Annotated in this window: 11 protein-coding genes; 1 reads left to right on the top strand and 10 read right to left on the bottom strand. The window is 71.0% G+C overall.

Going from position 1 to position 12,965, the window contains the following annotated elements:
* Positions 1 to 27 precede the first annotated feature (27 nt).
* Positions 28 to 354 (top strand): MGMT family protein, encoded by a 327-nt coding sequence (locus WBN91_RS20890; RefSeq protein WP_337724764.1) that lies wholly within the window; start codon positions 28 to 30, stop codon positions 352 to 354.
* Here the strand turns inward: WBN91_RS20890 and WBN91_RS20885 are convergent.
* The 10 genes from WBN91_RS20885 to WBN91_RS20840 form a co-directional block, all read right to left on the bottom strand.
* On the bottom strand, positions 317 to 706 hold the full coding sequence (locus WBN91_RS20885) for a tetratricopeptide repeat protein (RefSeq protein WP_337724763.1): 390 nt from the start codon (positions 704 to 706) through the stop codon (positions 317 to 319). The genes WBN91_RS20890 and WBN91_RS20885 overlap by 38 nt on opposite strands.
* Position 707: 1 nt before the next feature.
* A complete protein-coding gene (locus tag WBN91_RS20880; protein WP_337724762.1) occupies positions 708 to 1,664 on the bottom strand; it encodes a pirin family protein in 957 nt (318 codons plus the stop codon).
* A 468-nt stretch (positions 1,665 to 2,132) separates the two neighbouring features.
* Positions 2,133 to 2,801 (bottom strand): sirohydrochlorin chelatase, encoded by a 669-nt coding sequence (locus WBN91_RS20875; RefSeq protein WP_337724761.1) that lies wholly within the window; start codon positions 2,799 to 2,801, stop codon positions 2,133 to 2,135.
* The gene (locus WBN91_RS20870; RefSeq protein WP_337724760.1) at positions 2,798 to 3,913 is read right to left on the bottom strand and encodes a uroporphyrinogen-III synthase; all 1,116 of its coding nucleotides are present in this window, start codon (positions 3,911 to 3,913) and stop codon (positions 2,798 to 2,800) included. Before WBN91_RS20870 ends, WBN91_RS20875 begins: the two co-directional genes overlap by 4 nt.
* Positions 3,910 to 4,230: a nitrite reductase small subunit NirD gene (nirD, locus tag WBN91_RS20865; RefSeq protein WP_337724759.1), complete on the bottom strand. Its 321-nt coding sequence runs from the start codon at positions 4,228 to 4,230 to the stop codon at positions 3,910 to 3,912. Before nirD ends, WBN91_RS20870 begins: the two co-directional genes overlap by 4 nt.
* A complete protein-coding gene (gene nirB / locus WBN91_RS20860; RefSeq protein ID WP_337724758.1) occupies positions 4,227 to 6,716 on the bottom strand; it encodes a nitrite reductase large subunit NirB in 2,490 nt (829 codons plus the stop codon). The genes nirD and nirB overlap by 4 nt, the downstream gene beginning before the upstream one ends.
* Positions 6,717 to 6,847: 131 nt before the next feature.
* A complete protein-coding gene (locus WBN91_RS20855) occupies positions 6,848 to 8,200 on the bottom strand; it encodes a nitrate/nitrite transporter (RefSeq protein WP_337724757.1) in 1,353 nt (450 codons plus the stop codon).
* 94 nt (positions 8,201 to 8,294) lie between these two features.
* Positions 8,295 to 9,740: an FAD-dependent oxidoreductase gene (locus WBN91_RS20850; protein ID WP_337724756.1), complete on the bottom strand. Its 1,446-nt coding sequence runs from the start codon at positions 9,738 to 9,740 to the stop codon at positions 8,295 to 8,297.
* Positions 9,737 to 11,752 (bottom strand): molybdopterin oxidoreductase family protein, encoded by a 2,016-nt coding sequence (locus WBN91_RS20845; RefSeq protein ID WP_337724755.1) that lies wholly within the window; start codon positions 11,750 to 11,752, stop codon positions 9,737 to 9,739. Before WBN91_RS20845 ends, WBN91_RS20850 begins: the two co-directional genes overlap by 4 nt.
* A gap of 95 nt (positions 11,753 to 11,847) precedes the next feature.
* Positions 11,848 to 12,645: a TIGR02569 family protein gene (locus WBN91_RS20840; RefSeq protein WP_337724754.1), complete on the bottom strand. Its 798-nt coding sequence runs from the start codon at positions 12,643 to 12,645 to the stop codon at positions 11,848 to 11,850.
* Positions 12,646 to 12,965 lie beyond the last annotated feature (320 nt).

Here is a 12,965-nt window from a genome sequence, read left to right as displayed (position 1 = left end):
GAGGAGCGGTCGTGGAATATTTGGCCGGTGGATGAAGAGCTGCACGAGTTGGTCCGCGAGGTGGTGCGGTCGATCCCCCGCGGACGCGTGGCCACCTACGGCGACGTCGCCGACCTGTCCCGCGCCCCGTCACCCCGGCTGGTCGGCCAGATCCTGAACCAGGACGGGCACGACCTGCCGTGGCACCGGGTGCTGCGGGCCAACGGCACGTGCGCCCCGCACATCGCCGACGAGCAGTTGCAACTGCTGCGCGAGGAAGGCGTGGTGGCCGACAACGGGAAGGTCAACCTGCGCACGTACCGCTGGGAAGAGGCCGTCAAGGAGAAGGAGGAGGAGCCGCCGGGCCTGTGGTGACCCGCGCGACGACCCGCGCGACCTCCGCGTCGACGTCGGGGTCCCGGGTCAACGCGGCGGCCAGCCGCAACTGCGGCAACGCCTCGGCGTGCCGGCTCTGCCGGGACAACGTGCGCCCCAGCAGCAGCCGGGCGTAGCCGTCGGACGGGTCGAGGTCGACCAGCGTGCGCAGCACGACCTCGGCCCGCCCGAGCGCGGCGGACTGGAAGTGCGCCAGCGCCAGCTCGGTCAGCACCGTCCGGTCGCCCGGCACGCGCTCGGCCGCCTCCGCGAGGAACCGCACCGCGCCACTCGGGTCGCCGGCGGCCCGGAACTCCCGGCCCTTGGCCACCAGCTCACGGATGTCGGACACGTCAGACCTCCTCGTCCGCCGGGCTCACGTGCGGCACGTGGGTCCGGCCCAGTCGCCCGGCCTGGAAGTCCTCGATCGCGTCGAGGATCTCCCGGCGGGTGTTCATCACGAACGGCCCATACCTGGCCACGGGCTCGTTCAACGGCAGACCACCGAGGACGAGCACGTCCCAAGCGGTGTCCGCCCGCATGGTCAACGCCGAGCCGTGCCCGAACACGGCCAGCCGTCCCTCTTCCAGCGGACGGCCCTCCGCCCCGACCGTCCCCCGCCCGGACAGCACGTAGACCAGGGCGTTGAAGTCCTCGGGCCACGGCAGCGCGAGACGGGCGCCGGCGCTGAGCGTCGCGTGCAGGTAGGTGATCGGCGTGTAGGTCATGCCCGGACCGCGGAAGCCCGCCACGTCCCCCGCGATCACCCGGACCAGGGCGCCTCCGTCGTCACTGGAGAGCAGGACGGCGTCACGCGCCTTGATGTCCTGGTAGCGCGGGGGCGTCCACTTGGCTGCCTTGGGCAGGTTCACCCACAGCTGGACGCCGTGGAACAGGCCGCCTTTGGCCACCATCTCCTGCGGCGGGAGTTCACTGTGGAGGACTCCACTTCCGGCAGTCATCCACTGGGTCGCCCCGTCGGTGATGAGCCCGCCGCCGCCGGTCGAGTCCTGGTGCTCGAAGGCCCCGTCGATCATGTAGGTGACCGTCTCGAACCCGCGGTGCGGGTGCCAGGGGGCACCCTTGGCCTCCCCCGGCCCGTACTCGACGGCACCCATGTGGTCGAGCAGGAGGAAGGGGTCGGCCAGCGCGAGGTCCACACCGGGGAAGGGCCGCCGGACCTGGAAGCCCTCACCCTCGAAGAACTTCTGCGCCTGGACCACCTTCCGCACCGGACGCCAGGTCGTGGCGGCTTCGGGCAGGTCGGGGAGCCTGGGCAGGGTCAGGGTGTCTGCGGTGATGGCGGGCATCACTGCCTCCTTCGGCGGGACCTCCAGGGTGCGGGGGTCGCTCGACCAGGTCAACCTGGTTGAAGGCTCAACTATTCCCAGCCCGCACCGCCTCGCCCTGCCACCGCGCGGCACCGCCTCGCCCGCGCCGCCGCACGACAACCTTCCGCCAGCCGCCGCACGACAACGTTCCGCCAGCCACCGCGCGACGGCTTTTCACGAAGCTGCCGCGCGGCACTCCCCTGCTTGGGCTTTTTGCGTCATCCCCGTATGGCCTGCCCGAAGGGCTACCACAGATTTCCCCGGGTGCAGCCAAAAAGTTTTGCGAGGAACGAGCAAAAGTTTTTAGCAGCACCCGGGGAAATCTGTGGTTGGCTCCGCCAGGCCATACGGGGATGACGCAAAAAGCCCCCGCCTTTTCTTTTGAGTCATCCTTGGCGGCCTGCCCGCCGGCGAGGCGCTTGTGATCTTGAGAGCGCGAAGCGCGTTCTAGGCGACGTCCTCGAAGCATCTGGCCTGGTAGTACCTCAACAAGACGGCCTCCACCACTCGGAGGTGCGCACCGATCGGAGCCGCCACCACGGCCGCACCCGACTCCGACACCGCCCGGTGGAACAACCCAGGCGCAAGCAGCCAAGACGCCACCGCCACCCGCCCAGGCGTAGCAGCCACGACGTCCGCGATCCGAGGCGAAGCAGTAGCCGCGTACCCCACCTGCACCGGCCCACCAACCCGCCGGGACAACGCCTGAGCCACCTTCCGCACCTCGCCCAAAGCCCGAGCATCGGAAGACCCAGCCGCCGCCAGCACGACGGAGTCACCGGGCTCCCAGCCAGCCTCCTCCAACCGCGCCACCACAGCCGGCAACAAAGCAGGCCCAATGGGAGCCGTCACGACCACATCAGGGTGACCGGAAGCCGCAATCTGCTCCGGAATGTCCACCCGCACGTGGTACCCAGCCGCCAGAAAAGCCGGAACAACAACAGCCGGCCCAGGCACATCCCGGAGCACAGCCGTCACATCGGGCTGCCGCACGTCCGCATAAGCCACCCGCACCGGCACGCCGCCCAACCGCGACCGCACCAGGGCAGCGATCTCCTCCACGACCACGGCACCAGCGGGATCACGAGTGCCGTGCGCCACCAGAACCAACGTCATACCGCGACTCCAGCGGGGTCCATTGCCAATCGGTAGCCGCGCTTCACGACCGTCGTCACCATCCGGGGCTCGCCCAGCGCGGTCCGCAGGCGGCCGATCGCGGTTTCCACCGCGTGTTCTTCACCGCCGCTCGGCAGTGCCGCGAGCAGTTCCCGGCGGGAGACGACCCGGCCACGGGCCGCCGCCAGGACGCGCAGCACGGCCATCGGGGCGGGTGCGACGGGGCGGAGTTCGCCGTCCACCACGACCGCCTGGCCGCGCAGTTCGATGTCTCGGCCGGCGATGCGCAGGCGGGTGGCGCGTGCGGGCAACGCCAAGGTCAGTTCGCGGGCCAGGGCACCGATCCGCGCCCTGGCGGGCTGGATCACGGGCACGCCGGCCGCGACCAAGGGGCCGGCGGTGATCGAACCCACCCCGACCACCAGCACATCCGACCGCAGAACCCCCACCAGCTCCTTGTAACGGCCGGTCGCGGAAGCCATCCGCAGCACGTTCGCCGCCGCGGGCGCGCTGGTGAAGGTCAACGCGTCCACCTGCCTCGCCAGCACCGCGTCCACCAGCCGGTCCAAGGGCGCGGGGTCCACCGGGCCGGTCCAGCGGTACACCGAGACCGGCACGACCTCCGCACCGGCGGCTTCCAGCGCGGACACGAAATCGGGCAGCGGCTCGCCGTGCTGCTGCACCGCGATCCGCTTGCCCGCCACACCCGCCCGGATCAGGTGGTCCAGCAGTTCGGCGTTGCTCTCGCCCTCCGGGGACCACGCCTCGACCAAGCCCGCCGCGCGCACCGCCCCGCGCGCCTTGGGACCACGGGCCATGACCTGCGCGCTCGCCAAGCGGTTCAGCAGGCGCGCCGCCAGGCCCCAGCCCTCCGCCGCCTCGACCCAGCCCCGGAAGCCGATGCCGGTGGTGGCCACGACGACGTCCAGCGGCTGTTCCACCACCTCGCGGGTGGCGGCCAGCAGTTCGGCGTCGTCGGGCAGGGGCACGATCCGGATGGCCGGACCGTGCACCACCGTCGCGCCCTTGCGCTCCAACAGCGCCGTCAGTTCGTCGGCCCGCCGGGCGGCGGTCACTCCGACCGTGTACCCGGCCAGCGGGGCGGCGTTCACGGCGACCCGACCTGGACGATCCCGTCGGCCACGCGGACCGGGTGGACGGGGACGCCGGTGGACGGGTCGTCCAGGCACTTGCCGGTGCTCAGCTCGAACGCCTGCTTGTAGACCGGCGACACCACCACCGGCACGCCGCCCCGGTCGCCGACGATGCCCCGGGACAGCACGGCGGCGCCGCTGAACGGGTCGATGTTGCCCAGCGCGTGCACCTGGCCGTCATGGGTGAGGAAGACGGCGACCTGGGTGCCGTCGGGCAGCAGCGCGGCCACCCCGCGCTCCGGCTGCAACGCGCTCAACTCGCACACGGGTGTCATCGGACGACCTCCGGAATCCCCAGCACAACTGGCACCTTCTGACCGCGTTCCTCGCGGAAGGAAATCGTCGGGTCGGGCGTGCCGGGCGCGTTCACGAACGAGGTGAACCGGGCCAGCTTCTCCGGGTCCTCCAGCACGCCACGCCACTCGTCGGCGTAGTTGTCCACGTGCTTGGCCATCGCGGCCTCCAGGTCGGCGCAGATGCCGAGGCTGTCGTCCACGATGACCGCGCGCAGGTGGTCCAACCCGCCTTCCAGGCCCTCGATCCAGGTCGACGTGCGCTGCAACCGGTCCGCGGTGCGGATGTAGAACATCAGGAACCGGTCGATCAGCTTGATGAGCGTCTCGGTGTCCACATCGGACGCCAGCAGGTCGGCGTGCCGGGGCGTGAAGCCGCCGTTGCCGCCCACGTACAGGTTCCAGCCCTTCTCGGTGGCGATGATGCCGAAGTCCTTGCCGCGGGCCTCGGCGCACTCCCGCGCGCACCCGGACACGGCGGACTTGAGCTTGTGCGGCGACCGCAGGCCCCGGTAGCGCAGCTCCAGCTCGATCGCCAGGCCCACCGAATCCTGCACGCCGTAGCGGCACCAGGTCGTCCCCACGCACGACTTCACCGTGCGCAGCGCCTTGCCGTAGGCGTGGCCGGACTCGAAACCGGCGTCCACCAGCCGCTTCCAGATCTGCGGCAGCTGGTCGACGGTCGCGCCGAACAGGTCGATCCGCTGGCCACCGGTGATCTTGGTGTACAGCCCGAAGTCCCGCGCCACCTCGCCGATGACGATGAGCTTCTCCGGCGTGATCTCGCCGCCGGGGATGCGCGGCACGACCGAGTACGTGCCGTTGCGCTGGAGGTTGGCCAGGAAGCGGTCGTTGGTGTCCTGCAACACCGCCTGCTCGCCTTCCAGCACGTGGCCGTTGTCCAGCGACGCGAGGATCGAGGCCACGGCGGGCTTGCACAGGTCGCAGCCGCGCCCGCGGCCGTACCGCGAGATCAGCTCGGTGAACGTGGTGATCCCGGTCACCCGCACGATCTCGAACAGCTCCGCGCGGGACTGCTCGAAGTGCTCGCACAGCGCCTTGGACTGCTCGACACCGCACTCCGACAGCAGCTTCTTCAGCATCGGGACGCACGAGCCGCAGCCCGTGCCGGCCTTGGTGCACGCCTTGATGCCGGGCACGTCCACGGCCTCGCCGGACCCGATGACGTCCACGATGTGCTGCTTGGTCACCGCGTGGCACGAGCACACCTGGGCGTCGTTGGGCAGCGTCAGCTCGACACCGCCCGCCGGGCCGATCAGCGACACGGGGTCGCCGGGCACGGGACGGCCGACCAGGGGCCGCAGCGCCGGGTACTTCGAGGCGTCGCCGACCAGGATGCCGCCCAGCAGCGTCTTGGCGTCGTCGGACACCACGACCTTGGCGTAGGTGCCGGCGACGGCGTCGTTGACCACGACCTCCAGCGCGCCCTCGGTCTGCGCGTGCGCGTCGCCGAACGACGCCACGTCCACACCCAGCAGCTTCAGCTTGGTCGACATGTCGGCGCCGGGGAACTCGGCGGTGCCGCCGAGCAGCCGGTCCGCGACCACCTCGGCCATCGAGTAGCCGGGCGCGACCAGGCCGTACACCATGCCGTCGAGGTTGGCGCACTCGCCGATGGCGTAGATGTTCTCGTCCGAGGTCCGGCACGCCGAGTCCACGACGATGCCGCCGCGCGCGCCCACCTCCAAGTCGAACTCGCGGGCCAGCTGGTCGCGCGGCCGGATGCCCGCCGAGAACACCACGACGTCCAGGTCCAGCTCGGTCCCGTTGGACAGCTTGGCGATCAGCCGGTCGCCGTCGCGCTCGATGGAGGACGCCGACGTGCCGGTGTGCACGGTCAGGTCCAGCTTCTCCACCAGCCGCTTCAGCAGCCCGGCGCCGCCCTCGTCCACCTGCAACGGCATCAGGCGCGGCCCGAGCTCGACCACGTGCGGCGAGATGCCCATGCCGCGCAGCGCGTTCGCGGCCTCCAGGCCCAGCAGGCCGCCACCGAGCACCATGCCCGCGTGCCGACCGGAGGAGTGCGCGTTCTCGACCGTGGCCCGGATCCCGTCCAGGTCCTCGATCGTCCGGTACACGTGGCACCCGGGCAGGTCGCGGCCGGGCACCGGCGGCACGAACGGCACCGACCCGGTGGCCAGCACCAGGGCGTCGTACTCCTGCGCCCGGCCCGACATGCTCCGGACGACCTTGTTGTCCCGGTCGATGTGCACGACCAGGTCGTTCAGGTTCAGCTCGACGAGCGGGTCTTCGTGCGGCGCGAGGCTCAGCGTCTCCGCGTCCCAGGTGTCCACATAGGACGACAAGGCGACACGGTCGTAGGCGGGACGCCCCTCCTCGGCGAACACGACGATCCGCCACTGGTCGGTGACGTCCTTCTCGCGCAGCGCCTGCACGAGACGGTGTCCGACCATGCCGTGACCGACGACAACCAGCGTTCGCGTCATGGGACCATTCCTTCCTCTTGCCCGGCTATGCTCACCGGGCACCGTGTCGTGACAAGGTCGCGAATGTTGCGCAGGTGTTAAAGCAGCCTCACGCCGCACTTCAGAGCGTCGTGCGCGTCACACCCCGGGCTTCAGATACCCGCGTACGCGAGGCTCGGGACCTGCGTGAAGACGCGGCTGCGCAGGTAGAACCACCACGTGGTGGCCACGCAGAGCCCGTAGAACACCAGGAACGCGGTCAGCGCCGGGGCCAGCGTCTTGCTGCCCTCCAGCGAGAACTTGAACACCAGGTTGACCAGCACACCGCCGAAGGCGCCGATCGCGCCCGCGATGCCGACCACGGCCGCCGCCTGCCGCTTGGCCGACGCGGTGTCCGGCACCTGGGTGGCGAAGATGGCGGGGATCATCCGGTAGGTCGAGCCGTTGCCGATGCCGGCCAGCACGAACAGGGCGATGAACGAGCTGAAGAACAGCGGGAACGTCTTGGTGCTCACGCTCACCAGCACGCCCACGACGCCCAGGCCCATGCCGAGGAACACCACGAGGGACACGCGGGCGCCGCCGAACCGGTCCGACAGCCACCCGCCGAACGGCCGGCTCACCGACCCGATCAGCGCGCCCAGGAACGCCAGGCCGACGAACGACTTGTACTCCACGAAGCTGATCTTGATCAGCGACGGGAACGCGAACGAGAAGCCGATGAACGAGCCGAACGTGCCGATGTACAGGAACGACATCACCCACGTGTGCTTGTTGGTCAGCGCCTTGCGGTAGGACGTGCCGTCCGGCTTGGCCTGGGTGAGGCTGTCCATCAGGAACCACCCGCACGCCGTGGCCACCACGATGAACGGGATCCAGAACGCCGCCGCGTAGGCCAGGTTGACGCCCGTGCCGATGGTGATCACGATCGGCACCACCAGCTGCACCATCGCGACGCCCAGGTTGCCGCCCGCCGCGTTCAGGCCCAGCGCCAGGCCCTTCTTGCCCTCCGGGTAGAAGAACGAGATGTTCGCCATCGAGGAGGAGAAGTTGCCGCCGCCGAAGCCCATCGCCGCCGACGTGAGCAGGAAGAACCAGAACGGCGTGCCGGGGTTGGTCACGGCGATGATCAGCATGACGCACGGGATCAGCAGCAGGCTCGCGCTGATCGTGGTCCACGCCCGGCCGCCGAACTTCGGCACCGCGAAGGTGTAGGGGATGCGGAGCACCGCGCCGACCAGGTTCGGCACGATCAGCAGCCAGAAGGTCTGGCCGACGCTGAAGCTGAACCCGACCGAGCCCAGGCTCACCACGACGATGCTCATCAGGCTCCACACCGTGAAGCCCAGGTTCTCCGCGAGGATCGAAAAGATCAGGTTGCGCCGCGCGACCTTCTTCCCGGTGCGCTCCCAGAACTCCGCGTCCTCCGGGTTCCAGTCGTCGATCCACCGGCCGCGTCGTTTCGTCTGCGGCGCAAGGGTTTCGGTCTCCACCACCGTGCTCATAGCGGCCTCCCAAGCTCGTGATTGCGCAGACCGTAGGAACGGCCCGTTACCTCGGCGTGCGATCAGGTGTCGTGGGCGGCAACTCCGCCGCACATCAGACGGGCTGCGGTTGTGAGGCGGCGAGCCAGTCGACGATGCCGCACACCGCGTCCTTGCAGCCCCCACAGCCCGTGCTCGCCCGGGTCTTCTCCGCGATCGTCGACACCGTCGTGGCGCCGGCCCGCCAGGCGCTGACGATCTGCCCCTTGCTCACCGTGTTGCACCGGCACACCACCGCGGAGGCGGGCAGGTCCGCCGGGCTGGCGACGTTCTCCGCGGGCAGCGCACGGCCCAGCAGCAGCGCCAACCGGTCTGTGGGCGCGGGCAGGCCGCGGTCGAACAGCTGCGTGATGGCCGCCGCCGCGTCCGGCGCGCCCAGCACGATGGCGCCGGTCACCTTGTCGTCGCGCAGCACCAACTTCGCGTACCGGCCGCGCGCGGGGTCTTGGAAGCACAGGACTTCCGCGTCCGGGGAGTCCACCTCGCAGTGCACGTCACCCAGGGCCGCCAGGTCGACGTCCCGGGCCTTCAAGCGGGTCACGACGGTGGTCCCGGCGTAGCGCGACGCGGGCGCGGTGCCGGTGACCAGGTCGGCCACCACCGCCGCCTGCTCCCACGCGGGCTGCACCAGCCCCGACACCGTGCCGACGTGCTGGGCGCAGTCGCCGATGGCGTGCACCCGCGGGTCGCTGGTGCGCAGGGCGTCGTCCACGAGGATGCCGCGGTCCACGACGATGCCGGCCTGCTCGGCCAGCCCCGTCTCCGCCCGCACCCCGGCCGACACCACGACCAGCTCGGCGGGCACCTGCGTGCCGTCGTCGAGCACGAGCCCCTCGCCGGGCACGTACTCCGAGGCCAGCGCGCCCAGCCGGAACTCGATACCCAGCGTCTCCAAGGTCTTGGCCAGCACCCGGCCCGCGCCCGGGTCCAGCTGGCGTTCCATCAGGTGCCCCACGGGGTGCACGACGGTCACCAGGCAGCCGCGCCCGGCCAGGCCGCGGGCGGCCTCCAGCCCGAGCAGACCGCCGCCCAGCACCGCGACCGGCGTGCCCGGCGAGGCCGCGGCGACGATCCGCGCGCAGTCGTCCAGCGACCGGAACGCCACCACGCCCGGCGCGAGGCCGCCGTTGCCGTCCAGCAGGCCGGCGGTCGGCGGCACCCACGAGCGCGCGCCCGTGGCCAGCACCAACGAGTCGTAGGGGACCTCGGTGTCGCCCACGTGCACGACCCGGCGGCTGCGGTCGATCTTGCTGACGCTGTCGCCCAGCCGCAGGTCGACGTGGTGCTTGGCGGCCCAGTCCGGGTCGTGCAGCCGCACGGCCTCCGGCGACAGCGAGCCGGCGACCACGCTGGACAGCAGCACCCGGTTGTAGGCGGGGTGGGCCTCGGCGCCCAGGACGGTGACGGACACCCGCTCCGCGCGCGGGTCCCGCCTGCGGATCTCGTCGGCCAGCCGGGCCCCGGCCATGCCGTAGCCCACGACGACAACGTTCCTGGTCATACCGACTCCAATCGGACGGCGCACACCTTGAACTCGGGCATCCGGCTGGTCGGGTCCAGCGCCGGGTTGGTCAGCAGGTTCGCGCGGCCCTCGCCGGCGAAGTGGAACGGCAGGAACACCACGTCGATGCGCATGGACGGCACGCACCGCACCCGCGCCACCGTCCGACCCCGCCGCGACACCACCGCGCTCAGGTCGCCTTCGCGCAGGCCGGCGCGGGTCGCGGTGTCCGGGTGGACCTCGACGTAGGCCTCCGGCTCGGCGGCGACCAGCTCGCGCACCAGCCGGGTCTGCGCCCCGGACTGGTAGTGCTGGAGGACGCGGCCGGTGGTGGCCTGCAACGGGTAGTCGGCGTCGGGCATCTCCGCGGGTCCGCGGTGGTCCACGGGGATGAACCGGGCGCGGCCGTCCGGGTGGGCGAAGCGGTCCAGGAACACCCGCGGGGTGCTCTTCTCCACCACCGGCCAGTGCAGGGCCTCCCCCGCGCGCAGCCGGTCGTAGGTGACGCCCGAGTAGTCGGCGAGACCGCCCTTGGAGGCGACCCGCAGCTCCTCGAACACCACCTCGGGCTCGACCGGGAAGCGCTCGACCGGCTGGCCCAGCCGGGTGGCCAGTCCCTGGAGCACCTCCAGGTCGCTGCGCACGCCGTCCGGGCGGTCGACCGCCACCTGGCGCAGCAGGATGCGGCCTTCGAGGTTGGTCATCGTGCCGCTCTCCTCGGCCCACTGCGTGATCGGCAGCACGACGTCGGCGATCGCGGCCGTCTCCGACAGCACCAGGTCGCACACCACGAGCAGGTCCAGCGCGCCCAACCGGTCCACGACGTGCTGCGACCGGGGCGCGGAGACCACCAGGTTGCTGCCGAACACCAGCAGCGCCTTCGGGCCGTCCGGCTGGCCCAGGGCGTCGAGGAGCTCGTAGGCGGAGCGGCCGGGGCCGGGCAGGTCGTCCACGCCCCACACGTCCTGGATGTACGCGCGGGCGGCCGGGTCGTCGATCTTGCGGTAGCCGGGCAGCTGGTCGGCCTTCTGGCCGTGCTCGCGCCCGCCCTGGCCGTTGCCCTGGCCGGTCAGGCAGCCGTAGCCGGAGCCGCGCCGACCCGGCAGGCCCAGCGCCAGCGCCAGGTTGATCCACGCCGACACGGTGTCCGCGCCGCTGGCGTGCTGCTCGGTGCCCCGGCCGGTCAGGACGTAGGCGTTCTCGGCCTCGGCCAGGATGCGCACGGCGGCCCGCTGGTCGGCGACCGGGACACCGGTGACCCGCTCGACCCGCTCCGGCCACCAGGAGGCCGCGATCTGCCACGCCTCGGTGAACCCGTTCGTGCGTTCCGCGAGGTAGTCCTTGTCCAGGTACCCGTCCGCGACGGCGCAGTGCAGCAGGCCCAGCGCCAGCGCCAGGTCCGTGCCCGGCGCGGGCTGGAGGTGCAGGGTGGCCAGCTCGGCGGTGGCCGTGCGGCGCGGGTCCACGACGATCAGTTCCGCGCCCTTGAGGTGCTGCACGAACGGCGGCATCGTTTCGGCCGGGTTACCTCCGACCAACAGCACCGCGTCGGCGTGATCGAGATCTGTTACGGGGAACGGCATGCCCCGGTCGAGGCCGAACGCCTTCGTGCCGGCCGCCGCCGCGCTGGACATGCAGAACCGGCCGTTGTAGTCGATCTGGGAGGTGCCCAGCGCCACCCGGGCGAACTTGCCCAGCAGGTAGGACTTCTCGTTGGTCAGCCCACCACCGCCGAACACGCCGACCGAGTCCGGCCCGTGCTCGGCACGCAGTTCACGCAGCTTGGCGGCGACGAGGTCGAGCGCCTCGTCCCACGTGGCCGGGTGCAACGCGCCGTCGCGACGCACCAGCGGCGTGGTCAGCCGGGCGGGCGAGGACAGCAGCTCGGCGGACGTCCAGCCCTTCTGGCACAGGCCGCCGCGGTTGGTCGGGAACTCCCGCGGCGACACCTTGCCCCCGGTCACGGACATCGCGCACTGGAGCGCGCAGTACGGGCAGTGGGTGTCGGTCACGGGGCCGACGGTAAGAACGCGCTGTTAACGGCGAACCGCAGAATGTTTCGTCCACGCGAACTTGCTCCGGCACCACGCGTGGACTGCGGGTGAGGTCACAGCAACGCGGTCACCTTCGTGGCCGTCCGTTCGAGCCCTACCAGCGACTGAGTGCTCGACAGGGGGTGCAGCGCGTGCACGGCGAGCCGGAAGAGTGTCGCGCGCAACAACACCTGCGGCCATTCCGCCAGGTGGGACCACCGCTGGATCAACCCGTGATCCGCGCCACCCCAGGACAGCGCGTCCACTACGACGACTGCCGCACCGTACTCGGCCGGACGCCAGTAGGCGGTGAAGTCGATGATCGCGGGCGCAGCGTCCCCGGCGAACAACACATTGCCGAACAGATCCCCGTGCACGACCTGCGGCTTGAGCTGGACCGGCTTCCGGTAGGCGGAGAGCAACTCGAACAGCCGCCCGCCCAGACTCGGGTCCAGCTCGGCCTGCTCGTCCTCCCAGGCAAGCCGGTCGGCCTTGGCGAACAGGTCGGTACGAGCGTCCAGGAAGCGGGGCTTCGCCAACCCGGCGGTAGCAGCGTGCAACTTCACCGCCACCTCGACCACCTCGTCATACCGAGGCTCAGCCCGCCCAGACAGGTACTTGGTGGCAGCCCACCCACCGACGACATACCGCCCGTCAGTGGACCGCAGGGGTCTGGCGACCCGAAGGTTGTCCACGGAGAGCGTGTCCAACGTCTTCGCCACCCAGGTCGCCTCGGCCGGCTTCCCCGCCGGTCGAATAGCCGCATCACCACACCGCCACACCGGCCCGGCGTCGATCAACTCCGGTTCGGCATCACGCGCACCAAACGCAGCACGCACGTGCGCAGGCGGCGGCTCCGGGGATGGGGTCACGGCAGCGCACGCTACCCGTCGAGCCCTCGTGTTTGGTGGACCTCACGCGGCTCTGCCGCCGTGTGCACCCGTCCGGCCTATCCGCACTTTTGCGGTTCCAGCCCAAACCCCCAACTGTGTCCTCCCCCACACCACCCCGCCAGACCCACACACAACACCTGCCCGCCCCGCACAACACCCCGCCCCGCACCCACCAGCCCAACGCCACCCCCACCCCACTCCACACCCTTCCGCGCGCAGCGCGTGCTCTTCGGCGGAGCCGGCAAGCGGCAGTCCACCGAGGAGGACACAGCGCAACTTGGGCTTCTTGCTTGTGTCAT

Origin of the sequence: Saccharothrix sp. CCNWYY140, assembly GCF_037401995.1 — a bacterium.
Lineage (GTDB): Bacteria > Actinomycetota > Actinomycetes > Mycobacteriales > Pseudonocardiaceae > Actinosynnema.
Note: the sequence above shows the minus strand (reverse complement) of the source record. Positions and strands in the feature narration are given on the sequence as shown.

Excerpts from the sequence above, each read along its gene's own strand:
- nirD (WP_337724759.1), bottom strand. The coding sequence starts at position 4,230 with ATGACACCCGTGTGCGAGTTGAGCGCGTTGCAGCCGGAGCGCGGGGTG.
- WBN91_RS20855 (WP_337724757.1), bottom strand. The coding sequence starts at position 8,200 with ATGAGCACGGTGGTGGAGACCGAAACCCTTGCGCCGCAGACGAAACGA.
- WBN91_RS20850 (WP_337724756.1), bottom strand. The coding sequence starts at position 9,740 with ATGACCAGGAACGTTGTCGTCGTGGGCTACGGCATGGCCGGGGCCCGG.
- WBN91_RS20875 (WP_337724761.1), bottom strand. The coding sequence starts at position 2,801 with ATGACGTTGGTTCTGGTGGCGCACGGCACTCGTGATCCCGCTGGTGCC.
- nirB (WP_337724758.1), bottom strand. The coding sequence starts at position 6,716 with ATGACGCGAACGCTGGTTGTCGTCGGTCACGGCATGGTCGGACACCGT.
- WBN91_RS20880 (WP_337724762.1), bottom strand. The coding sequence starts at position 1,664 with ATGCCCGCCATCACCGCAGACACCCTGACCCTGCCCAGGCTCCCCGAC.